25 protein-coding genes and 1 pseudogene are annotated in these 21,380 nt (G+C 69.8%); 12 read left to right on the plus strand and 14 right to left on the minus strand.

Annotated elements, in window-relative coordinates; translation table 11 throughout:
- Positions 1-110: 110 nt before the first annotated feature.
- The 7 genes from fliL to fliR are packed head-to-tail and all read left to right on the plus strand — an operon-like array spanning position 111 to position 4,127.
- The gene (fliL, locus tag A9977_RS29450) at positions 111-677 is read left to right on the plus strand and encodes a flagellar basal body-associated FliL family protein (RefSeq protein ID WP_183028354.1); all 567 of its coding nucleotides are present in this window, start codon (positions 111-113) and stop codon (positions 675-677) included.
- A complete protein-coding gene (gene fliM, locus A9977_RS29455; RefSeq protein WP_183028355.1) occupies positions 674-1,657 on the plus strand; it encodes a flagellar motor switch protein FliM in 984 nt (327 codons plus the stop codon). Before fliL ends, fliM begins: the two co-directional genes overlap by 4 nt.
- Positions 1,647-2,021 carry a flagellar motor switch protein FliN gene (gene fliN / locus A9977_RS29460; protein WP_183028356.1) on the plus strand — a complete coding sequence of 125 codons (375 nt, stop codon included), beginning with the start codon at positions 1,647-1,649 and terminating at the stop codon, positions 2,019-2,021. Before fliM ends, fliN begins: the two co-directional genes overlap by 11 nt.
- 16 nt (positions 2,022-2,037) lie before the next feature.
- On the plus strand, positions 2,038-2,322 hold the full coding sequence (locus tag A9977_RS29465) for a flagellar biosynthetic protein FliO (protein ID WP_183028357.1): 285 nt from the start codon (positions 2,038-2,040) through the stop codon (positions 2,320-2,322).
- A complete protein-coding gene (fliP, locus tag A9977_RS29470; RefSeq protein ID WP_183028358.1) occupies positions 2,315-3,058 on the plus strand; it encodes a flagellar type III secretion system pore protein FliP in 744 nt (247 codons plus the stop codon). The genes A9977_RS29465 and fliP overlap by 8 nt, the downstream gene beginning before the upstream one ends.
- A 13-nt stretch (positions 3,059-3,071) precedes the next feature.
- Positions 3,072-3,341: a flagellar biosynthesis protein FliQ gene (fliQ, locus tag A9977_RS29475; RefSeq protein ID WP_183028359.1), complete on the plus strand. Its 270-nt coding sequence runs from the start codon at positions 3,072-3,074 to the stop codon at positions 3,339-3,341.
- A 15-nt stretch (positions 3,342-3,356) separates the two neighbouring features.
- Positions 3,357-4,127 carry a flagellar biosynthetic protein FliR gene (gene fliR / locus A9977_RS29480; protein WP_183028360.1) on the plus strand — a complete coding sequence of 257 codons (771 nt, stop codon included), beginning with the start codon at positions 3,357-3,359 and terminating at the stop codon, positions 4,125-4,127.
- 6 nt (positions 4,128-4,133) lie between these two features.
- Here the strand turns inward: fliR and A9977_RS29485 are convergent, their stop codons facing one another.
- The 3 genes from A9977_RS29485 to A9977_RS29495 form a co-directional block, all read right to left on the minus strand.
- Complete coding sequence (locus A9977_RS29485; protein ID WP_183028361.1) at positions 4,134-4,772, minus strand: response regulator transcription factor; 639 nt, start codon at positions 4,770-4,772, stop codon at positions 4,134-4,136.
- Positions 4,769-5,476, minus strand: a complete 708-nt coding sequence (locus A9977_RS29490; RefSeq protein WP_183028362.1) for a sensor histidine kinase — start codon at positions 5,474-5,476, stop codon at positions 4,769-4,771. Before A9977_RS29490 ends, A9977_RS29485 begins: the two co-directional genes overlap by 4 nt.
- 115 nt (positions 5,477-5,591) lie before the next feature.
- Entirely contained in the window at positions 5,592-6,239 is a 648-nt protein-coding gene (locus A9977_RS29495; protein ID WP_183028363.1) for an HD domain-containing protein, read from the minus strand.
- A 108-nt stretch (positions 6,240-6,347) separates the two neighbouring features.
- Between A9977_RS29495 and A9977_RS29500 the strand changes: the two genes are divergently transcribed.
- Positions 6,348-7,328 carry a helix-turn-helix domain-containing protein gene (locus tag A9977_RS29500; RefSeq protein ID WP_183028364.1) on the plus strand — a complete coding sequence of 327 codons (981 nt, stop codon included), beginning with the start codon at positions 6,348-6,350 and terminating at the stop codon, positions 7,326-7,328.
- 4 nt (positions 7,329-7,332) lie between these two features.
- On the opposite strand, the gene A9977_RS29505 is transcribed toward A9977_RS29500, so the two are convergent.
- The 6 genes from A9977_RS29505 to A9977_RS29530 are packed head-to-tail and all read right to left on the minus strand — an operon-like array spanning position 7,333 to position 14,223.
- The gene (locus A9977_RS29505; protein WP_183028365.1) at positions 7,333-7,731 is read right to left on the minus strand and encodes a RidA family protein; all 399 of its coding nucleotides are present in this window, start codon (positions 7,729-7,731) and stop codon (positions 7,333-7,335) included.
- Positions 7,728-9,338: an AMP-binding protein gene (locus tag A9977_RS29510; RefSeq protein ID WP_183028366.1), complete on the minus strand. Its 1,611-nt coding sequence runs from the start codon at positions 9,336-9,338 to the stop codon at positions 7,728-7,730. Before A9977_RS29510 ends, A9977_RS29505 begins: the two co-directional genes overlap by 4 nt.
- A 5-nt stretch (positions 9,339-9,343) precedes the next feature.
- The gene (locus A9977_RS29515) at positions 9,344-10,531 is read right to left on the minus strand and encodes an acyl-CoA dehydrogenase family protein (protein WP_183028367.1); all 1,188 of its coding nucleotides are present in this window, start codon (positions 10,529-10,531) and stop codon (positions 9,344-9,346) included.
- 3 nt (positions 10,532-10,534) lie between these two features.
- Positions 10,535-11,389 carry an enoyl-CoA hydratase family protein gene (locus A9977_RS29520; protein WP_183028368.1) on the minus strand — a complete coding sequence of 285 codons (855 nt, stop codon included), beginning with the start codon at positions 11,387-11,389 and terminating at the stop codon, positions 10,535-10,537.
- Positions 11,386-11,871 (minus strand): MarR family winged helix-turn-helix transcriptional regulator, encoded by a 486-nt coding sequence (locus A9977_RS29525; protein ID WP_183028369.1) that lies wholly within the window; start codon positions 11,869-11,871, stop codon positions 11,386-11,388. The genes A9977_RS29520 and A9977_RS29525 overlap by 4 nt, the downstream gene beginning before the upstream one ends.
- A complete protein-coding gene (locus A9977_RS29530) occupies positions 11,872-14,223 on the minus strand; it encodes a bifunctional salicylyl-CoA 5-hydroxylase/oxidoreductase (protein WP_183028370.1) in 2,352 nt (783 codons plus the stop codon).
- A 100-nt stretch (positions 14,224-14,323) separates the two neighbouring features.
- Between A9977_RS29530 and A9977_RS29535 the strand changes: the two genes are divergently transcribed.
- Positions 14,324-15,589, plus strand: a complete 1,266-nt coding sequence (locus A9977_RS29535) for a class I SAM-dependent methyltransferase (RefSeq protein WP_183028371.1) — start codon at positions 14,324-14,326, stop codon at positions 15,587-15,589.
- Between the two features lie 5 nt (positions 15,590-15,594).
- Positions 15,595-15,921, plus strand: a complete 327-nt coding sequence (locus tag A9977_RS29540) for a DUF1840 domain-containing protein (protein WP_183028372.1) — start codon at positions 15,595-15,597, stop codon at positions 15,919-15,921.
- 122 nt (positions 15,922-16,043) lie between these two features.
- On the opposite strand, the gene A9977_RS29545 is transcribed toward A9977_RS29540, so the two are convergent.
- Positions 16,044-17,060: a tripartite tricarboxylate transporter substrate binding protein gene (locus tag A9977_RS29545; protein WP_183028373.1), complete on the minus strand. Its 1,017-nt coding sequence runs from the start codon at positions 17,058-17,060 to the stop codon at positions 16,044-16,046.
- 61 nt (positions 17,061-17,121) lie between these two features.
- A complete protein-coding gene (locus A9977_RS29550) occupies positions 17,122-18,051 on the minus strand; it encodes a LysR family transcriptional regulator (protein ID WP_183028374.1) in 930 nt (309 codons plus the stop codon).
- A gap of 136 nt (positions 18,052-18,187) precedes the next feature.
- On the opposite strand from A9977_RS29550, the gene A9977_RS29555 reads away from it, so the two are divergent.
- Entirely contained in the window at positions 18,188-18,955 is a 768-nt protein-coding gene (locus tag A9977_RS29555; protein ID WP_183028375.1) for an SDR family oxidoreductase, read from the plus strand.
- Between the two features lie 3 nt (positions 18,956-18,958).
- On the opposite strand, the gene A9977_RS29560 is transcribed toward A9977_RS29555, so the two are convergent.
- The 3 genes and pseudogenes from A9977_RS29560 to A9977_RS29570 all read right to left on the minus strand — a co-directional run.
- Entirely contained in the window at positions 18,959-19,936 is a 978-nt protein-coding gene (locus A9977_RS29560) for an alpha-ketoacid dehydrogenase subunit beta (protein WP_183028376.1), read from the minus strand.
- Positions 19,927-20,949, minus strand: coding sequence for a thiamine pyrophosphate-dependent dehydrogenase E1 component subunit alpha (locus tag A9977_RS29565; RefSeq protein ID WP_259652209.1), 1,023 nt, complete (start codon positions 20,947-20,949; stop codon positions 19,927-19,929). Before A9977_RS29565 ends, A9977_RS29560 begins: the two co-directional genes overlap by 10 nt.
- Before the next feature lie 81 nt (positions 20,950-21,030).
- Positions 21,031-21,189 (minus strand): annotated as a pseudogene (locus A9977_RS29570) (helix-turn-helix domain-containing protein); the annotation flags it as partial.
- Between A9977_RS29570 and A9977_RS29575 the strand changes: the two are divergent.
- Positions 21,172-21,330 (plus strand): helix-turn-helix domain-containing protein, encoded by a 159-nt coding sequence (locus A9977_RS29575; RefSeq protein ID WP_405054717.1) that lies wholly within the window; start codon positions 21,172-21,174, stop codon positions 21,328-21,330. The pseudogene A9977_RS29570 and the gene A9977_RS29575 overlap by 18 nt on opposite strands.
- The last annotated feature ends 50 nt before the right edge of the window (positions 21,331-21,380 follow it).

Raw genomic sequence — 21,380 nt, forward strand, 5'->3', positions numbered from 1 at the left:
GGCTTCGCTTCACCCTGCCAATCGAATAATCGACCGCATGCACAGCGCCTCCGGTGCGCCGGACGCCGTGCCTGTGATCCGATTCCCAACGAACGACCCAAGGAAAGCCCGTGTCCGCCAAAGCTGCCGAATCCGCGCCGGCCACCGACAAGCCCAAGGGCAAGCTCAAGCCCCTGCTGCTCGGGCTGGCCGGCGTGCTGCTGCTCGTCAGCGGCGCCGGCGGTACCTGGTTCTTCCTCAACAACAACAAGAAGGCCCACGCGCCGGCCCATGAGGAAGAGGCCGTGGCCGAGACGCCCAAGGCCGCCACGCCGAGCTACCTGGCGCTGGACAACATGGTGTTCAACCTGGCCGACGGCGGCGGCGACCGCGTGGCGCAGGTCGGCATCACGCTCGAACTGCAGAACGACAAGGCGGCCGAGCAGATCAAGCAGCTGATGCCCAAGATCCGCAACGGCGTGCTGATGATGGTCTCGCAGCGCACCTCCGAGGAACTGCTCAAGCGCGACGGCAAGGAAAAGCTCGCCACCGACATCCAGGTCGAGGTCTCGCGCCTGCTGGGCTACGACATCGAGCCGCCCAAGCCGGCCAAGGGCGACGAGGACGCGCCGGTGCGCCGCAAGAAAAGCCAGGGCCCGGTGCAGGCCGTGCTGTTCTCCAGCTTCATCGTGCAATGAGCACCGACCCCGCCACGGACGATGCGTTCACCGGCGCCGCGCCGGCCGACCCGGTGGCGCGCATGGCCGAGGCCGCCGCGCGCGCCTACGACCTGGCCGCGGCCGACCGGCTGGTGCGCCGCCCGATGCCCACGCTGGACATCGTGAACGAGCGCTTCCTGCGCCACCTGCGCGTGGGCGTGTTCCAGCTGGTGCGCCGCGGCGCCGAGATCGCCATCGCGCCGGTCGAGGTGCAGGGCTACGCCGACTTCCTGGCCTCGCTGGCGCCGCCGACCAACTTCAACGTGGTCGCGCTGCAGCCGCTGCGCGGCCATGGCCTGGTGGTGTGCGACGCCACGCTGATCTCGGTGCTGGTCGATGCGCTCTACGGCGGCGCCTGTACGCTGCAGGCACCGATGGAAGGCCGCGACTTCTCGCCCACCGAGCAGCGCGTGATCCAGCGCCTGCTGGGCATCGTCTGCACCGAATACAACAAGGCCTGGAAAGAGATCTACCCGCTCGAGCTCGCGCATGTGCGCAGCGAGACGCACCCGCAGTTCGTCAACGTGGCGGCGCCGGCCGACAAGGTGGTGGTGACCACGCTGAAGATCGCCATCGGCGACTTCGAGGGTTCGGTGCGCATCTGCCTGCCCTACGGCGCGCTGGACCCGATCCGCGACGTGCTCTACGGCGCGCAGCAGGCGCAGGCGATGGCCGAGGACCGGCGCTGGGTCACGGCGCTCACGCGCGAGATCCAGTCGGCCGAGGTCACGCTGGTGGCCGAGTTCGCGCAGGCCGAGCTCACCGTCGCCCAGTTGCTGGCCATGAAGGCCGGCGACTTCATCCAGTTCGACCGGCCGGCGCGCGTGGTCGCCGCGGTCGACGGCACGCCCGTCTTCGCCTGCCACTACGGCACCCACAGCACGCGCTATGCGCTGCGCATCGATGAATGCCTGCGCGGGGACGACCCGCATTGGCTTGGAGGTTCCCATGACCGTTGAACAACAGAGCATCCCTTCTTCTTCCGACGGCGCCGGCTGGGCCGAGGCGCTGGACGGCGCGGCCGTCGGCGCGAGCGCGGCCGATGCGCAGGCGCCGTTGCAGGACATCCAGCGCGTGCTCGACATCCCGGTGCAGCTGACCGTGGAGCTGGGCCGCAAGAAGGTGTCGATCAAGCACGTGCTGCAGCTGGGCCAGGGCTCGATCGTCGAGCTCGACACGCTGGCCGGCGAGCCGATGGACGTGCTGGTCAACGGCTACCTGGTCGCGCAGGGCGAGGTGGTGGTGGTCAACAACAAGTTCGGCATCCGCCTGACCGACGTCGTCACGCCGTCGGAGCGGCTGCGACGCGTGCACCGCGCTTGAGATCGCACAGGCTTCCATGACCCAGAGTCTCGTCACCGTCGTCCTGTTCGTCGCGGCCATCCTCTCGATCCCCTTCCTGCTCAGGCGCTACCAGCAGCGCCGCGGCCTGCAGCCCGGCGGCCTGCCCGGCGGCGGCTCGAAGCTGGTGTCGGCGGTCGCGGTGGGGCCCCAGCAGCGCGTCGTCACGGTCGAGGTCGGCCCCGAGGACGCGCGCACCTGGCTCGTGCTGGGCGTGACCGGCCAGACCATCACCTGCCTGCACACGCTGCCGGCCAAGGCCGCGGTGGCGCCCCATGCTTAAGCGCACGGGAGCCGCGCTGCTGGCGCTGGCCGCCGTGGCGGCGCAGGCGCAGGAAGCCGCGGGCGGCCAGCTGCCGCTGCTGATCGGCCAGGGCGCGGGCGGCACCAGCTTCTCGGTGCCGGTGCAGACGCTGCTGTTCTTCACCGCGCTGTCCTTCCTGCCGGCGATCCTGCTGATGATGACCGGCTTCACGCGCATCGTGATCGTGCTGTCGCTGCTGCGCCAGGCGCTGGGCACGCAGTCGGCGCCGCCCAACCAGGTGGTGATCGGGCTGTCGCTGTTCCTCACGCTGTTCGTCATGGGGCCCACGCTCGACCGTGTCTACAACGAGGCCTACAAGCCCTACACCGAGAACACGCTGGGCTTCGAGGCCGCGGTGGCCAAGGCCGAGGTGCCGATGCGCCAGTTCATGCTGAAGCAGACGCGCCAGTCGGACTTCGCGCTGTTCGCGCGCCTGGCCCGGCTGCCCGCCGAGGTGACGGCCGAGACCGCGCCGATGCGCGTGCTGATCCCGGCCTTCGCCACCAGCGAGCTCAAGTCGGCCTTCCAGATCGGCTTCATGATCTTCATCCCCTTCCTGGTGATCGACATCGTGGTGTCGAGCGTCCTGATGTCGCTGGGCATGATGATGCTGTCGCCGGTGCTGGTGGCGCTGCCGTTCAAGCTCATGCTGTTCGTGCTGGCCGACGGCTGGAACCTGCTGATCGGCTCGCTGGCCGCCAGCTTCGCGATCTGAGGAGGCTGCGGCCATGAATGCAGAGATGGTTCTGACGATGGGGCGCGACGCGCTCGTCATTTTGTTGATGGTCTCGATGCCGGTGCTGCTGGCCGTGCTCGCGGTGGGCCTGGTGGTGAGCATCTTCCAGGCGATCACGCAGATCAACGAGGCCACGCTGGCCTTCGTGCCCAAGCTGGTCGCGGCGGTGGTGGTGTTCGCCATCGCCGGGCCGTGGATGCTGGGCACCTTGGTCGACTACATCCGCCGCACCATCGAATCCATTCCGCAGATGGTGCTGTAGGCCGGGTCCGCCGCCGTGCTCACCTTCACCGAGGCGCAGCTCATGGCCTGGGTCACGCCAGTGCTGTGGCCCTTCCTGCGGGTGCTGGGCGTGTTCACCACCGCGCCGATCTTCAACTCGCGCGCCTTCCCGGTGCGCGCGCGCGTGGGCCTGGCCTTCATGGTGGCGCTGTGCGCGCAGGCCACGCTGGGCACGCAGCCGACGGTGCCGCTCGACGCGAGCGCGGGCCTGGGCGCGCTGGTGCAGCAGGTCGCCATCGGCATGACCATCGGTTTCGCGGTGCGGCTGGTGTTCGCCACGGTCGAGCTCGCGGGCGAACTGGTGGGGCTGCAGATGGGGCTCAACTTCGCGGCCTTCTTCGACCCGATGAGCAACGCGCAGACCAGCGCGGTCTCGCGCTTCCTGGGCAACATCGCGGTGCTGCTGTTCATCGCGATCAACGGCCACCTCACCGTGCTGATGGCGGTGATCAAGAGCTTCGACACCTTCCCGGTGGGCGGCAGCGTGCTGGACGCACTCGCGCGGCTGCGCATGCACGAGCTGGGCACCGACCTGTTCGCCAGCGCGCTGTGGATCGCGCTGCCCATGATCGGCCTGCTGCTGTTCGTGAACCTGGTGCTGGGCGTGATCTCGCGCGTGGCGCCGCAGATGAACATCTACGCCATCGGTTTCCCGGTCACGCTGACCACCGGGCTGGCCGGCATCGCGCTGGTGCTGCCGATGATGGAGCAGCCCTTGCTGCAGCTGATGGAGCGGATGATCTCGTTGTTCGCGGGCGGGCGCTGAGGCGCCTCACACCAGGTTGTTGCGGATCGCGTAGACCGTGATGGCCGCGTTGTTCGCCAGGTTGAGCTTTTCCAGCACGCGCGAACGGTAGACGCTCACGGTCTTGGGGCTCAGCATCAGCTCTTCGGCGATGCTCGACAAGCGCTTGCCCGAGGCGATCATCACCAGCGTCTGCAGCTCGCGGTCGGACAGCACCGTGTGCGGGGCGGCCGCCTCGGTGGGGCGCGAGACGCTGTCGGCCAGCATCTGCGCGAGTTCGGGCGTGACGTGCTTGCGGCCGTAGGCCACGGTGCGGGTCGCGGCGATCAGCTCGGCCGGGTCGCCGGCCTTGCTCACGAAGCCCTGGGCGCCGGCCTTGAGGCAGCGGATCGCGTACTGTTCCTCGGTGAACATCGACACCACCAGCACGCGGATCGGCGTCTCGCCGTCGGCCAGCACCGCGCTCAGCACCTCGAGCCCGCTGCGCCCGGGCAGGCCCAGGTCGAGCAGCAGCACGTCGCAGGGCGTGTTGTTGCGCAGCAGCTCGCGCACCTCGGCATAGCTCGCGGCCTCGGCCGTCACACGGATGTCGACCGCCTCGCTGAGCGTCTGGCGGATGCCGCGGCGCACCAGCGCGTGGTCGTCGCAGATCACCACGTTGATCATGCCGGCGCTCCCTGCGCGAGCGGTGCCACCAGCGTCACCGTGGTGCCGGTGCCCAGCGCGCTGTCGATGTGTAAACAGCCGCCGACGGACTGCGCGCGCCCGGCCAGGCCGCGCAGGCCGAACGACGGTCGGTCGTCGGGCGCGGCCTCGGGCGTGATGCCGCGGCCGTCGTCCTGCACGGCCACGCGCAGGGTGCTGTCGGACGTGTCGAGCGCGATATCCACGCGACGGCCTTGCGCATGGCGCGCGACATTGCTCAGCGCCTCCTGCACCGTGCGGTAGGCGGCCAGTTGCAGCGCGGCCGGCAGCACCGCGTCGCCGATCGATCCGGTGACGGCGGTGGCGAGGCCGGTGCGCCGGCGAAAGCGCTCGGCCAGGCCGCGCAGCGCGGCGTCCAGGCCGTCGTCGAGGTCGGGCGGGTAGAGATCGTGCACCACGCGCTGGGTTGCGTCGATCGCCTGGCGCAAGGCTTCCTGCGCCGAGCGCAGGCGCTCCGGGGCCTCGGCGGCATCGGGATGGCGGAGGACTTGCGAGAGGTCGAAGTGCAGGGCGGTCAGCGCGCCGCCGATGTCGTCGTGGACCTCGCGGGCCAGCGCGAGGCGCTGGGCCTCGAGCAGTGCTTGCAGCGTTTCGGTTTCCGGATGGCCCACCTGTCGCTCGGGGACATCGGTGAGTCGGCAGGTGGTGGCAGGGGCCCTCGGCATGGGGCGCAATGATATTTGACAATTGTCATCAAGGCGGTCGCCGAGGCTCGGAAGTTTGAACTTTCTTCGCAGTTTTTCATCGGTACGGCGCCGTCGCCCCGAGGCCGCAAAGCGCTCAGCCGTGCCAGGCCGAGCAGCGGATCAGGCTGCAGAAGTTGCCGCGATGGAAGTGCGGCTCGTTGTCGGCGATCACGTCCGCCTTGACGTTGCCGAAAGTCGTGTCGGGCTTGTGGCGGATGCCGTCGTAGAAGGCCTGGAGGATGTCCTCCTTGAAGTGTTCGGTGCGCGGGTGCGCCTGCACGACTTGGGTGCGCTGCGCCTCGCTGAAAGCCGGGTAGTCCAGGCCCAGCACGTCCATCTCGACGCCGGCCGTGACCAGCGCCACCACCGGGTGCATGTGCTGCGGGATGCCGGGCGTGGTGTGCAGCGCGATCGCGTTCCAGACCAGGGCGACGTCGTGCGGCGCGATGCCGTGGCCGCGCAGGAAGTCGCGCGCCACGTTGGCGCCGTCGACCTCGAAGCGCTCGTTCGCGCTGCTGTGCTTCGGCACCAGGCCCATGTCGTGGAACATCGCGCCGGCGTAGAGCAGCTCGGGGTCGAAGGTGAGCCCGCGGCGCCTGCCGGCCAGCGCGCCGAAGTAGTAGACCCGGCTCGAGTGATGGAACAGCAGCGGCGGCACGGTGTCGCGCACCTGCTCGGTGATCTCGCGGGCCAGCTGGCTGTCGGGGATGCGCACCCCGTCGAGGGTGGTCGTCGATGTCATGTGGATTGCTCCTGTGAAGGTGGCTTCCACTCTAGGATTCGGCGATGATGTCCGGCATCGTCTTGATGCGACGAATCAAGACATTGCCCGTACAAAGAGGACACCCCCGTGCGCACCCCCAAGACCATCGCGATCCTGGCCCTGCCCGGCGTGCAGCTGCTCGACGTCTCGGGGCCGCTCGACGTCTTCGCCGAGGCCAACCTGCAGGCCGGCGCCGAGGCCTACCGGCTGCGCGTGGTGGCGAGCCGGCCCGGCGCGATCCGCAGTTCCTCGGGCGTGCGGCTGATGCCCGATGCGGTGATCGGCCGCGACGACGAGACCGACGAACCGATCCACACGCTGCTGGTGGCCGGCTCGCCGCATGCGGCCGGCGCGGTCGCCGATGCGGACGTCGCGGCATGGTTGCGCGCGCGCATCCCGGCGGTGCGGCGCTACGGCTCGGTCTGCAGCGGTGCCTTCGTGCTCGCGCAGGCCGGGCTGCTGAACGGCAGGCGCGTGACCACGCACTGGGCCGTGGCCGAGCAGCTGGCGCGCGACTTCCCCGCGGTCACGGTCGATGCCGATGCGATCCATGTGCGCGACGGCCGGCTGCGCACGGCCGCCGGCGTCACGGCCGGCCTCGACCTGGCGCTGGCGCTGGTCGAGGAGGACCTGGGCCGCGCGGTCGCGATGCAGGTCGCGGCGCAGCTGGTGATGTTCTTCAAGCGGCCTGGCGGCCAGATGCAGTTCAGCCGCAAGGGCGACGCCGTGCCGGCGGGCCGCTCCGCCTTGCAGGAGGTGCAGCGCTGGGCCACGGCGAATCCGGCGGCCGAGCTGGGCATCGCGCAGCTCGCGGCCCGCATGGGATTGAGCGCACGCCACTTCGCACGGCTGTTCGCGCAGGAGGTCGGCGTCACGCCCGCGGCCTGGGTCGAGGGCGTGCGCGTGGCGGCTGCGCGTGCGCTGCTCGAGGCCGGCGAGGCCGCGCCCAAGCAGGTCGCGGCGGCCTGCGGCTTCAGCGATGTCGACACGCTGCGCCGCGCGTTCCAGCGCCGCCTGGGCATCACGCCTGCGGAGTACCGCAGGCGGCATGGGCATGCGCGGGGCTGAAGCCTCAGTCCGGCAGCACCGCCGTCACTTCGATCTCCACCTTGGCGCGCGTCTCCACCAGCGCCGCCACCTGCACGCAGGTCATCGCGGGAAAGTTGCGGCCCATCGCGTCGCGGTAGACCGGGCCCAGCTCGGCCAGGCGGCGGTTGTATTCGTCGCGGTCGGTGATGTACCAGGTCATGCGCACCATGTGCTCGGGCCCGGCGCCGGCCTCGCGCAGCACCTCGACGATGTTGCGCAGCGCCTGGCCGGTCTGCGCGATGAAGTCGTCGGTCTCGAAGACCTGTTGCGCGTTCCAGCCGATCTGGCCGCCGACGAAGATCTGGGTGCCGCGCGCGGCGATGCCGTTGGCGTAGCCCTTGGGTGGCAGCCAGCCCGGTGGTTGCAGTAGCTTGTTCATCATGTGTTCTGTCTCAGTTTGAAGCGTTGGAGCTTGCCGGTCTCGGTGCGGGGCAGCACCTCGACGAATTCGATCTCGCGCGGGTACTTGTAGGGCGCGATGGCCGCCTTGACGTGGTCCTGCAGCGCCTTGCACAGCGCGGCGTCGCCGGTGATGCCGGGCTTGAGCACGCAGAAGGCCTTGACGATCATGCCGCGGTCCTCGTCGGGCTTGCCGACCACGCCGCACTCGGCCACGGCCGGGTGCTGCAGCAGCGCGTCCTCGACCTCGGGGCCGCCGACGTTGTAGCCGGCGGTGATGATCATGTCGTCGTCGCGCGCCTGGTAGAAGAAGTAGCCGTCTTCGTCCTGGCGGAAGGCATCGCCCGGGTAGTTCCAGCCGTTCTTGACGTACTTGGCCTGGCGCGGGTCGTCGAAGTAGCGGCAGCCCACCGGCCCCTGGATGGCCAGCTTGCCGACGGTGCCGCGCGGCACTTCATGGCCTTCGTCGTCGACCACCTTGGCGGTGAAACCGGGCACGGCCTTGCCCACGGCACCGCGCCGCACATCGGCGCCGGCCGCCGAGATGTAGATGTGGAACACCTCGGTGCCGCCGATGCCGTCGAGCATCTCGATGCCGGTCGCATCCTTCCACAGTTGGCGCGTGGCGTCGGGCAGGGCCTCGCCCGCGCTCACCGTGATGCGCAGCGTGGGCGTCCCGAGCTGCTTGGCGAAGGGCGCCATCTGCCGGTAGAAGGTGGGCGCGGTGTAGACGATGGTGGCGCCGGTCTCGTTGATCAGCTTGACCATGCCCTCGGGCGTGTACGGGATGTCGGGGTAGTAGACCGAGGAGCCGGCCCACATCGGATAGACCAGCAGGCCACCCAGGCCGAAGGTGAAGGCCAGCGGCGGCGAGCCCATCACGATGTCATCGGGCCGGGCCTTGAGCACATGGCGCGGCCAGGTCTCGCACATCGCGAGCACGTCGCGGTGCGTGGTGGCCGGTGCCTTGGGCTTGCCCGTGGTGCCCGAGGTGAAGGCCAGCAGCGCGATGTCGTCGGCGGCCGTGGGGCAGGCGGTGAACACGCCGCGCTTCTTCGCGGCCAGCGCCTCGAGCGCATCGGGGGCGTCCGACTTGAAGGCCACGATGGTCTTCAACACCGGATTCGCCTTCTGCGCGACCTGCATGTCGTCGAGCAGTCGGGCTTCGCACAGCGCGACCGTGGGCCTGGCCTTGTCGAGGATGTCGCCGAGCTCGCGTGCGCGCAGCAGCGGCATGGTGGCGACCGCGATCAGGCCGGCCTTGACCACCGCGAGCCAGGCCAGCGCCATCGGAATCGAGTTGCCGCCACGCAGCAGCACGCGGTTGCCGGGCACCAGGCCCAGGTCCTCGGTCAGCACCTGCGCGATGCGGTTGACTTCGACGGCCGCCTGCGCGTAGCTCAAGGTGCGGGTGGGAGAACGCAGCATCGGCCGGTCGGCGAAGCCCTTGGCCCCCGCCTTGTCCAGCAGTTCCTCGACCAGGTTCAACTGGTCGGGCAGTTGCAGTTCCGGCAGGTCGTACCGGAAGACCGGCAATTGATCCGCAGGCGGAAGTCCATCGTGGACGAAACGGTCGATTTGTGCGCTCAAGGTGTCTACTCCCGCAGGACGGATTTGCCGATGATCAGTTGCTGGACCTCCGTCGCGCCTTCGTAGATGCGCAGCGCGCGGATGTCACGGTAGAGACTCTCAACTTTCGTGCCCACTTGCACGCCGCTGCCGCCGTGCATCTGCAGCGCCATGTCGATCACGCGCTGCGCGTTCTCGGTGGCGCACATCTTGGCCATCGCCGCGGCCGCGGTGTAGTCGGCGAAGGGCTTGCCGGTGCGCTCGCCTTCGTCGCGCATCCAGGCCGCGCGGTAGGTGAGCAATGCGGCGCTGTCGACCAGCGCGGCCATGTCGCCGAGCTTGGCCTGCGTGAGCTGGAAGTCGGCCAGGGTCTGGCCGAACATGCGGCGCGACTTGGCATGCGCGATGGCTTCGCTCAGCGCGCGGCGCGCCATGCCCAGTGCGGCCGCGGCCACCGAAGCACGGAAGATGTCGAGCGTGCGCATCGCGAGCTTGAAACCGCCATGCACATCGCCCAGCTGCGCACCGTGCGGCACCTCGCAGGCACCAAAGCGCAGCGTGGCGAGCGGATGTGGTGCCATCACCTGGATGTGTTCGCTGGTGTCGAGGCCCCTGGCATCGGCATCGACGATGAAGGCCGTGATGCCGCGCGTGCCGCCGGCGGGGTCGGTCTTGGCGAACACCACGTAGAAGTCGGCGATGCCGCCGTTGCTGATCCAGGTCTTGACGCCGTCGAGTCGCCAGCCGCTGCCGGTGTCGACGGCCTGCATCGCCATCGCGCCCACGTCGGAGCCGGCCTCGGGTTCGCTCAAGGCGAAGGCCGCGATCCTGTCGCCGCGCGCGACCGCGCTCAGGTAGTCCGACTGCTGCGCGGCGTTGCCCGCGAGCGTGATCGCGCCGCTGCCCAGGCCCTGCATCGCGAAGGCGAAGTCGGCCAGCGGCGAATGGAAGGCCAGCGTCTCGCGCAGCAGCACCAGCGCGCGCGAGTCGAGGCGCTCGAGCGCACCGCCGAAGGCCGCCGGCACGCAGTAGCGCAGCCAGCCGCCATCGCCCAGGCGCCGGACCCAGTCGCGGCAGGCCGCGCGGTCGTCGCGCTCGTCCACGTCCTGTGCGGCGGTCCAGGGCAGCAGGCCGCGCGCGAGTTCGCGGTGCGCTTCATCGAAGAAGGGCAGCGCCAGGTGCGCCGTCGAGGGATCGACCTTGGAGACGGACATGGTTCAGTCTCCGCCGAAGACCGGCTTCTGCTTGGCGGCGAAGGCCTCGTAGGCGCGCGTGAAGTCGGCCGTCTGCATGCAGATGGCCTGGGCCTGCGCTTCGGCTTCGATCGCCTGCTCGATGGTCATCGACCATTCCTGCGACAGCATGGTCTTGGTCATGCCGTGCGCGAAGGTCGGGCCGGCCGCGAGATCGCGTGCCATCTTCGTGGCCGCGGCCAGCACCGCGTCGCTCGCATGCAGCGCGTTGAAGAAGCCCCAGGCCAGGCCTTCGTCGGCGGTCATCGCGCGGCCGCTGAACAGCAGCTCCGATGCGCGGCCCTGACCGATCATGCGCGGCAGCAGCGCGCAGGCGCCCATGTCCGCGCCGGCCAGGCCGACGCGCGTGAACAGGAAGGCGGTGCGCGTGGCGGGCGTGCCGTAGCGGATGTCGCAGGCCAGCGCGATCATCGCGCCGGCACCGGCGCAGATGCCGTCGATGGCGCCGATGATGGGTTGCGGGCACTGGCGGATCGCCTTCACCAGGTCGCCGGTCATGCGCGTGAACTCGAGCATCTCGGGCATGCTCATCTGGGTGAGCGGGCCGATGATCTCGTGCACGTCGCCGCCCGAGCAGAAGTTGCCGCCGGCGCCGGTCACGACGATGGCCTTGACGTCGGTCGCGTAGTGCAGCGCGCGGAACAGGTCGCGCAGTTCGGCGTACGACTGGAAGGTCAGCGGGTTCTTGCGCTCGGGCCGGTTGAGCGTGACGGTGCCCACGCCGTCTTCATAGCGCCACTGGAAGTGCGTGGCCTGGTAGCCGGCCTTGGCCTCGAATTGCGCATGCATGGGATTGCCCGCGCCGATGTAGTGCTTCATTCGGTCTCCGTCTCTGTGTTCGTCTGGGGGTGGGTGTGCTGCTTGACCTTGCCGAGCAGCTTGTGCAGCTGGGTGATCTCCTTGGGCGCGAGGCCGGCGAAGGCCTCGACGATCCAGGCTTCATGCTGGTGCGCCATCTCGTTGAACAGCGCGCGGCCGCGTGTCGTGAGGCGCACGCGCCAGGCGCGACGGTCGCCCTCGACGTTGACACGCTCGACCAGCTCCTCGGCCACCAGCTGGTCGGTGATGCCGGTCACGTTGCCGCCCGTGACCATCATGCGGCGCGACAGCTCGTTCATCTTCAGCCCCTCGGGCGAGCGTTCGAGCTGTGACATCAGGTCGAAGCGCGGCAGCGTGGTGGCGAACTGCTCGCGCAGGCCGTTGCGCACTTCCTTCTCGATCAGCTGGGTGCAGGTCAAAAGCCGCAGCCAGAGCCGCAGCTCGTCGGGGTGTTCGCTGTGGGCGCGGGCTTCGAGGTCCATTCAGCGCTCCTCTTCGGCCGGCAGCGCGGCCGGGCCGGCGGCCAGGGCCTGCTGCTTGGCGATCTCGCGGTACATCTGGTCGCGGCCCGCGGTGTATTGCTTCGGCCACTCGACATGGCGGCTCTGCAGCTTGGCCGCCTCGTGCAGCGTCCAGGCCGGGTCGGCCAGGTGCGGGCGCGCGACGGCGCAGAGGTCGGCGCGGCCGGCCGCGATGATGCTGTTGGCCTGGTCGGCGTCGGTGATCGCGCCCACCGCGATGGTCGCGATGCCGACCTCGTTGCGGATGCGGTCCGCGAAAGGTGTCTGGTACATGCGGCCGTAGACGGGCTGGGCGTCGCGCGTGGTCTGGCCCGAGGACACGTCGATGAAGTCGCAGCCCGCGGCCTTGAACAGCCGCGCGATCGCGACCGCGTCGTCGTCGGTGTTGCCGCCGGGCGCCCAGTCGTGGGCCGAGATGCGCACGCTCATCGGGCGCTCGGCCGGCCAGGCCGCGCGCATGGCCTCGAACACCTCCAACGGATAACGCGCACGGTGCGCGATGTCGCCGCCGTAGTCGTCGGTGCGCCGGTTGGTGAGCGGGCTCAGGAAGGAGGCCAGCACATAGCCGTGCGCGCAGTGCAGCTCGAGCCAGTCGAAGCCGGCCTCGGCCGCGCGGCGCGTGGCGGCGACGAACTGCTCGCGCAGCGTGTCCATGTCGACGCGCGTCATTTCAGCCGGCGTCTGGTTCTGCGCGCCGTAGGCCTGCGCGCTGGCGGCGATCAGCGGCCAGTTGCCCGCGGGCAGCGGCTCGTCGGTGCCTTCCCAGCCCACCTGCGTCGAGCCCTTGGGGCCGCTGTGGCCCAGCTGCATGCCGATCTTGGCGCTGGTCTGCGTGTGGACGAAGTCGACGATGCGCTTGAACGCAGCGCCTTGCTCGTCGGTGTAGAGGCCGGGGCAGGCCGGCGTGATGCGGCCTTCGGGCGTGGGGCTGGTCATCTCGACGAAGACCAGCGCCGCGCCGCCCATGGCGCGCGCGCCCAGGTGCACCAGGTGGAAGTCCTGCGGCAGGCCATCGACCGCGCTGTAGGTGGCCATCGGCGAGACCACGATGCGGTTCTTGAGCTCGAGCCCGCGCACCTTGAGCGGCGTGAGCATGGGCGCGATCTTCTTCCCGCCGGCCAGCCATTTCTCGTAGCCGCCCAGCCAGGCCGCATCGCGCAGCCGCAGGTTCTCGTGGCTGATGCGCTGGCTGCGCGTGAGCATCGAGTAGGCGAACTGCTCGATCTGCATGCCGGTGTAGCGCGAGACGTTCTCGAACCACTCGGTGGAGTTGCGCGCGGCGTTCTGGATCTTCAGCACCTCGACGCTGCGGCGGGCCTCGTAGCCCACCAGCACCTCGTCGATGCTGCCGCCATGGCCGAACTCGTCGGCCAGGTCGATCGCGTCTTCCAGTGCCAGCTTGGTGCCCGAGCCGATCGAGAAGTGGGCGGTGTGGGCGGCGTCGCCCATCAGCACCACGGGCACGGTCCTGCCGTCGACTTCGACGCGGTGCGTCCAGTGCTTGCAGATCACGCGCGGGAAGCGGATCCAGTTGGCCGAGCCGCGCAGGTGCGAGGCGTTGCTGATCAGCGCATGGCCGCCCAGGTACTTGGCGAACAGCTTCTCGCAGAAGGCGATGGCCTCGGGCTGCTCCATTTGATCGAGGCCGTGTGCCTTCCACACCTCTTCGGGCGTCTCGACGATGAAGGTCGAGGTCTCGTCGTCGAACTGGTAGGCATGGGCCTGGAACCAGCCGTGCTCGGTCTCTTCGAAGGCGAAGGTGAAGGCGTCGAAGGTCTGGTGCGTGCCCAGCCAGACGAAGCGGCACTTGCGGTTGTCGATGTCGGGCTGGAACACCTCGGCATAGCGCGTGCGGATGCGGCTGTTGAGGCCGTCGCTGGCGATCACCAGGTCGGCGCGGTACTGCGCGGCCAGCGCCTGGTCATCGGTGGCGTCGGTCTCGAACACCAGGTCCACGCCCAGCGCGAGGCAGCGCTCCTGCAGGATGTTGAGCAGGCGCTTGCGCCCGATGCCGCAGAAGCCGTGGCCGCCCGAGCGCACCTGGCGGTCCTTGAAGAAGACCTGGATGTCGTCCCAGTGGTGGAAGGACTGGCCGATGAGCGCGGCCGTCTCGGCTTCGGCGGCCGCCAGGTTGGCCAGCGTCTGGTCGCTGAGCACCACGCCCCAGCCGAAGGTGTCGAAGGGGCGGTTGCGCTCCACCACGGTGATCTCGAGGCGCGGATGGCGCGCCTTCATCAGCAGGGCGAAGTACAGGCCCGCGGGCCCGCCACCGATACACAGAATGCGTTGGAGGGAGGGCGCAAGGATGTTCATGGATAAATAGTTTAGGCATAAACATTTGGGTGTCAATGGGGGAAGGGTCTTAGACGGGGGTCGGTTGACGTGTAACGAGCTGCTGGGAAAAATCATCGGCATGCCAAGCCTGATACCGAAGATCGAGTCTCAACTTGCCAGCCTGCCGGTGCCCATCGCGCTGCAGCTGCCCGACGGCCGGACCGTCGCCCAGCCCGGTTCCCGGGTCACGCTCGCCTTCACCGACTGGGCCTCGCTGGCCAAGCTGGCGGCGCGCCAGATTGGTGCGATCGGCGAGGCCTACGTCGAGGGCCGCGTCCAGATCGACGGCGCGATGCGCGACCTGACCGACGCGGCCGCCGGCCTGCTGCCGGGCAACCCGGCCGAGACCGACACCGGCTGGTGGTCGCGCCTGCTGCGGCGCGCCAAGTCGCGCGGCTCGCACACGCTGGGCAAGGACGCGGCGCAGATCGAGTTCCACTACGACGTCTCCGACGACTTCTACGCGCTGTGGCTGGACCCGCGCCGGGTCTACTCCTGCGCCTACTACCGCAGCGAGGACCTGACGCTGGCCCAGGCCCAGGAAGCCAAGCTCGACCACATCTGCCGCAAGCTGATGCTCAAGCCGGGCGAGCGTTATCTGGACGTGGGCTCGGGCTGGGGCGGCCTGCTGCTGTGGGCCGCCGAGCACTACGGCGTGGACGCCACCGGCATCACGCTGTCGAAGAACCAGCATGCGCACGTGCAGCGGCTGATCGAGGAAAAGGGGCTGCAGGGCCGTGTGCGCGTCGAGCTGCGCGACTACCGGCTGCTCGACACCGCCAAGCCCTTCGACAAGATTTCGTCGGTGGGCATGTTCGAGCACGTGGGGCGCGCCAACATGCCGACCTACTTCAAGCACATCCACGACCTGCTGGCGCCGGGCGGCCTGGTGATGAACCACGGCATCACCTCGGGCCGGCTCGACTACCAGCAGCTGGGCGCGGGCATGGGCGACTTCATCGAGAAGTACATCTTCCCGGGCGGCGAGCTGCTGCACGTGACGCAGGTGCTGCGCGACATGGCGGGCGCGGGCCTGGAGATGGTCGACACCGAGAACCTGCGGCCGCACTACGCGCGCACGCTGTGGGCCTGGTCCGATGCGCTGGAGGCGCAGCTCGAGGACGCCCGCGCCGTGCTGTGCCGCACCAGCACCCAGCCCGAGCGTGCCGAGCGCATCCTGCGTGCCTACCGCCTCTACCTGGCGGGCTCGGCGATGAGTTTCGAGCGCGGCTGGATCTCGCTGCACCAGATGCTGGCGACGCGGCCCGACGGCAAGGTCGAAGGCGGCCCGATGCGCGGTGCGCAATCGGTGTACCCTTTCACCCGGGACTTCCTCTACAAGTAAAGAACATGCTCTACCGTTTCAAATCTCAGGCCACCGCCGACGTCGTGATGCTCGAACCCAATGCACGCCAGTTGCTCGAGGTCATCGGCAAGGCACCCGGTGCGCAAGGCATCATCACCAGCGACCAGATCCCCGGCGCCATCTCCGCGCTCGAAGCCGCCATCGCCCACGAGCATGCGCAGCACCGCAACAACGACGACGCCTTCGCGTCCGAGAAGCACGAGGAGCCCGCCGAGCGCGAGCACGTGGCGCTGCACCAGCGCGCCGCGCCGCTGATCGACATGCTCAAGCGCTCCGTCGCTGAGGGCAAGGACGTCGTCTGGGGAGTTTAGGCTCGCCCCCAGTCTGCGGCGCACTGCGTGTCGCCTCCGCCAACCCCCTACCGGGGGCAACACCAGCAGCCCGGCATAGCCGGTTCTGCGGTGTTCCTGGAATAAGGCGAAACCGGCGCGCGTCAGTCGACCTTTGCGCCTGAGTCCTTCACGACCTTCGCCCACTTGGTGTGCTCGCGGTCGATGTGCTTCGCGAAGTCGGCGGGTGAATTGCCGCTGGGGATTGCGCCCTGCGCGAGCAGCTTCTCCTTCATGGCCGGCGTGCCCAGCGACTTCGCGACCTCCTGCTGGATGCGGTTCACGATCTCGGGCGGCGTGCCCGCGGGCGCGAGCAGGCCGAACCAGGAACTGGCCTCGAAGCCCTTGAGCGCCGGGCCGCCGGCTTCCTCCACCGTGGGCACGTCGGGCAAGGCCAGCGAACGCTGCGCGCTGGTCACGGCCAGTGCCAGCAGCTTGCCGGCCTTGATCTGCTGCATCGACGAGGGCAGGTTGTCGAACATCACGTCGGCGCTGCCGCCCACCATGTCGAGCAGCGCGGGTGCCGAGCCGCGGTAGGGGATGTGGGTCATGAAGCTGCCGGTCATGCTCTTGAACAGCTCGCCGGCCAGGTGGATCGAGGTGCCGCTGCCGCTGGAAGCCATGTTGAGCTTGCCCGGGTTGGCCTTGGCGTACTTGATGAAGTCCTGCACGTTGTGGATGTTCAGCGCCTTGGCCTTGTCGGCGTTCATCTCCATCACGTTGGGCACCGCGGCCACCATCGTGACCGGCGCGAAGTCCTTGATCGGGTCGAAGGGCAGCTTGGGGTAGAGCGCGCGGTTGATGCCGTGCGTGCCCACCGTGCCCATCAGCAGCGTGTAGCCGTCGGCCGGCGCCTTGGCCACCATGTCGGTGCCCACGTTGCCGCCCGCGCCGCCGCGGTTGTCGATGATGAAGGGCTGGCCGAAGGCCTTCGACAGTTCGGGCGCCATCGCGCGCGCCAGGATGTCGGTGGTGCCGCCGGCCGCGAAGGGCACGATGATGCGCACCGGCTTGTTCGGCCAGGCGCCCTGGGCCCAGGCAGGGGCGGCCATCACGGCGAGGGCGGCGGCGGCCACGGCCAGCGCGCTGCGGCGATGCGAGAAGAAGAGGGAAGAGGTCATGCGCGTGTTGTACAGGCGCGCACCGCGGGCGTCGCGGGTGGAAACCCCCTGAACCGGTCGCTCAGCCGACCTGCATGCGCTGGGCGAAACGTTCTTCCCTGAAGCGCGCCAGCACGAAGTCGATGAACACCCGGGTCTTCGGCGGCAGCAGCTTCTTGCTCGGGTAGTAGAGCCACACCGCGCCGGCATCCTGGTACCACTCGGGCAGCAGCCGAAGCAGCTCGCCGTTGCGCAAGCCGCGTTCGACGAAGGGCATCGGCAGCATGGCCGCGCCCAGCCCCATGCGCGCGGCCTGCGCGATGGCCTCGGGGTCGTTGAAGATCGCGCGCGGATGCGGCAGCTCGACCGTGACCTCCTCGCCGCGCGCGGCATGTCGCAGCGTCCAGCTGCGCAGCCGGCCGGTGGGCGAGGAACGGCGCAGCAGCGTGTCGAGCGCTGCGAGCTCGGAAGGCTGACGCGGCCGTTTGCGGCCCTCCATGTAGGCCGGCGAGGCCACCGCCACCACATGGATGCGCGACAGCTCGCGCGCCACCAGCCCGGCAGACAACTCGATGCCGCCGCCAATGGCCGCGTCGAAGCCCTCGCCAACCAGGTCGACCTGCTGGTTGTCGAAGTGCCAGTCGGGCAGGATGGCCGGGTAGCGCGCGAGGAAGTCACCCATCAGCGGCAGCACATGCTCGCGCCCGAAGGCCTGGCCCATGCTCAGCTTGAGCGTGCCGGCCGGCTGGCCGTCGTCGGTGTCGATGCCGGCCACCGCCTCCTGCAGCGTGGCCAGCGCGGGGCCGATCTGCGCGAGGAAGCGCTCGCCGCCCTCGGTCAAGGTGAGGCGGCGCGTGCTGCGCTGGAACAGCCGCACCCCCAGCCGGGCTTCGAGCCGCGCCACGTTCTTGCTCACCGCCGCCGGCGTCAGACCCAGGCGCCGGGCCGCGGCCGAGAAGCTGCCGCCTTCGGCGCTCTGCACGAAGGACTCAAGGTGATTGAGCGGTTCCATGGCCGCATTGTCGGCCCGATCTTCAACTGCGGGTTGAAGCTTCTTGCATTGATTGATGGCTACCGGAGAAGGAATGGAATGCCGACACTGAAGGCCTTCCTCCTCCACTCCTGCTTTTCAAGCGATCGGAAAAAACATGACCTCGAACACTGCATCCCTCTCCCCCGTGCTGGCCGGCAAGGTCGCCTTCGTCACCGGCGGCTCGCGCGGCATCGGCGCCGCCATCGTGCGCCGGCTGGCGCGCGACGGCGCGGCCGTGGCCTTCAGCTACAGCAACGCCCAGGCCGCGGCCGACGAACTCGTGCGCGCCCTCGAGGCCGAAGGTGGCCGTGCGCTGGCGCTCAAGATCGACAGCGCCGACGCCGAGGCGCTCAAGGCCGGCATCGACCGGGCCGCGAAGCACTTCGGCGGGCGCATCGACATCCTGGTGAACAGCGCGGGCGTGCTGCACCTGGGCCCGGTCGAACAGTTCAGCCTGGCCGACTTCGACCGCACCCTCGCGGTCAACGTGCGCGCCGTGTTCGTCGCGATCCAGGCCGCGCTGGCGCACATGGGCACGGGCGGGCGCATCGTCAACATCGGCAGCACCAACGCCGAGCGCATGCCCTTCGCGGGCGGCAGCGTCTATGCGATGAGCAAGTCGGCGCTGACCGGCCTGGTGCAGGGCCTGGCACGCGACCTGGGTCCGCGCGGCATCACGGTCAACAACGTGCAGCCCGGCCCGGTCGACACCGAGATGAACCCGGCCGACGGCCCGATGGCCTCGACCATGCACAGCTTCATGGCGCTGGCCCGCCACGGCCATGCCGACGAGATCGCCGGCATGGTGGCCTACCTGGCCAGCCCCGAGGCGGCCTTCGTGACCGGGGCCGGCCTCAACATCGATGGCGGCTTCGCCGCTTGAGCGTCAGCCGGCCAGCTTCCTGGCCGCGGCCACGATCGCTTCGGCCGTGACGCGCGACTGCGTCTCCAGCACCTGCGCATAGCCCACCGGGATGCGCGGTGCGCCCAGGCGCGCGATGCGGCAGTCCGTGGCCTCGGCCGCGGTGGCCGCGATCTCGGCGCCGAAGCCCGCGGCCTGCACCGCCTCGTGCACCACCAGCAGGCGGCCGGTGCGCGCGCAGGAGGACAGCACCGCCTCGCGGTCCCAGGGCCACAGCGTGCGCAGGTCGATCAGCTCGACCGCGAGGCCTTCGGCGGCCAGCGCATCGCAGGCCGCGGCACAAGCCTGCAGCTGCTTGCCCCAGCTCACCAGCGTGAGCGCATCGCCCTCGCGCAGGCAGGCCGCCTGGCCCAGCGGCACGGCCAGCGTCTCGTCGACCGGCCCGCGCGCGCCCCACAGCGCCTTGTGCTCGATGTAGACGACCGGGTCACCGCATTGCAGCGCCGCGCGCAGCAGGCTGTAGTTGTCCTGTGGCGTCGACGGGCTCACCACCACCAGGCCCGGCATGTGGGCGAACCAGGCTTCGAGCGACTGCGAATGCTGCGCGGCCGAGGCGTCCCAGATGCCGCCAGGCATGCGCGCCACCAGCGGCACGCGGCCCTGGCCGCCGAACATGAAGCGGTTCTTCGCCGCCTGGTTGACCAGCTCGTCCATGCCGCACAGCGCGAAGTCGACCACCCGCATCTCGACGACAGGGCGCAGGCCCGCGAGCGCCATGCCCACGCCGGCGCCCATGATCGCGGCCTCGCTGATCGGCGTGTCGATCACGCGCTGGTCGCCGAAGCGCTGCTGCAGCCCCTTGTACTGGCCGAAGATGCCGCCGCGGCCCACGTCCTCGCCCAGCACCACCACCTTCGGGTCGGCCTCCATCTCGCGCTGCACCGCCAGCACCGCGGCCTCGGCGTAGCTCATCTCCATCGTCGTCGTGTCGTTCAGTGCCATTGACCGGCTCCCGTGGTCTGGATGTCGGTAAAGGCGGCGCCGGCCTCGGGCCAGGGCGCGGCGGCCGCGGCCGCGAGCGCGGCCTCGACTTCGGCATGGGCCTCGGCCTCGATGGCGTCGAGCAGCGCGGCGGCCGTGCCCGCCTGCAGGCAACGCGCACGGGCCTGGGCGATCGGATCGGTCTGGAGCGCCGCGGCCAGTTCGGCCGGGTCGCGGTAGGCGGCCGGATCGACCGACACATGGCCCTTCACGCGGTAGGTCAGCGCGTGCAGCAGGCGCGGCCCGCTGCCGCTGCGCACCTGGTCGACCAGCCGGGCCGCGGCCGCATGCACCGCGAACACGTCGTTGCCGTCGACCTGCGTGGCGGCGATGCCCAGCGCCTCGGCGCGCACCGAGGCGCCGTCGCCCGCGGTCATCGGGCCGCTGGCCGTGGTCGCGCTCCAGCGGTTGTCCTCGCAGACGAAGAGCACCGGCAGGCCGTAGACCTGCGCCCAGTTGAGCGCTTCGAGGAAAGGCCCGCGGTTGATCGCGCCGTCGCCGAAGAAGCAGACGGTGATCGCGTCCTGCTTCTGGATCTTCTGCGCGTGCGCCGCGCCGACCGCGATCGGCAGGCCGGCCGCCACCACGCCGTTGGCGCCCAGCATGCCGACCGAGAAGTCGGCGATGTGCATCGAGCCGCCCTTGCCGCCGTTGAAGCCGGTGGCCTTGCCGAACAGCTCGGCCATCATGCGGCCCAGGTCGGCGCCCTTGGCCAGCGTGTGGCCGTGGCCGCGGTGGGTCGAGGTCAGGTAGTCGGCGGGCTTCAGGTGCACGCACACGCCGGCCGGCACGGCCTCCTGGCCGGTCGACAGGTGCAGCGGGCCGCGCACGCGCACCGTGCCGGTCGCCTGCTGGCCATAGGCGCTCACGCCGCCCTGGCTGGCGATCTCGGCGGCGTTCTCGAAGGCGCGGATGCGCAGCATCGTTCGGTAGAGCGCCTGTGCGCGCTCCGCCGGGGGAAAGTTCGAATCCATGGGGTCTTGTCTCCAGCGCGCCGGTTCTTTTTTGGCGCGTCCCGGTGATCGTAACGAAGGCCGCGCCCGCGGCGCTGAGGGCTAACCTCCAGACGGTGGCTCGTCGGCGTCCGCGCCGCGGCGCAGTTGCCGGTACAGCGTGCCCCTCGAGACGCCCAGCTGGCGCGCGGCCTGCGAGATGTTGCCGCCCTGCGCCTGGAGCGTGTCCTCGATCAGCTTGCGGTGCTGCGCGCGCAGCGTCTCGGGCTGATCGAGGACACGCTCCAGGCGCAGGGCGGCAACATCTCGCAGGCCGCGCGCCAGCTGGGCGTCTCGAGGGGCACGCTGTACCGGCAACTGCGCCGCGGCGCGGACGCCGACGAGCCACCGTCTGGAGGTTAGCCCTCAGCGCCGCGGGCGCGGCCTTCGTTACGATCACCGGGACGCGCCAA

The organism is Variovorax sp. UMC13, assembly GCF_014170375.1.
In the GTDB taxonomy this organism is placed as follows: Bacteria; Pseudomonadota; Gammaproteobacteria; order Burkholderiales; family Burkholderiaceae_C; genus Variovorax.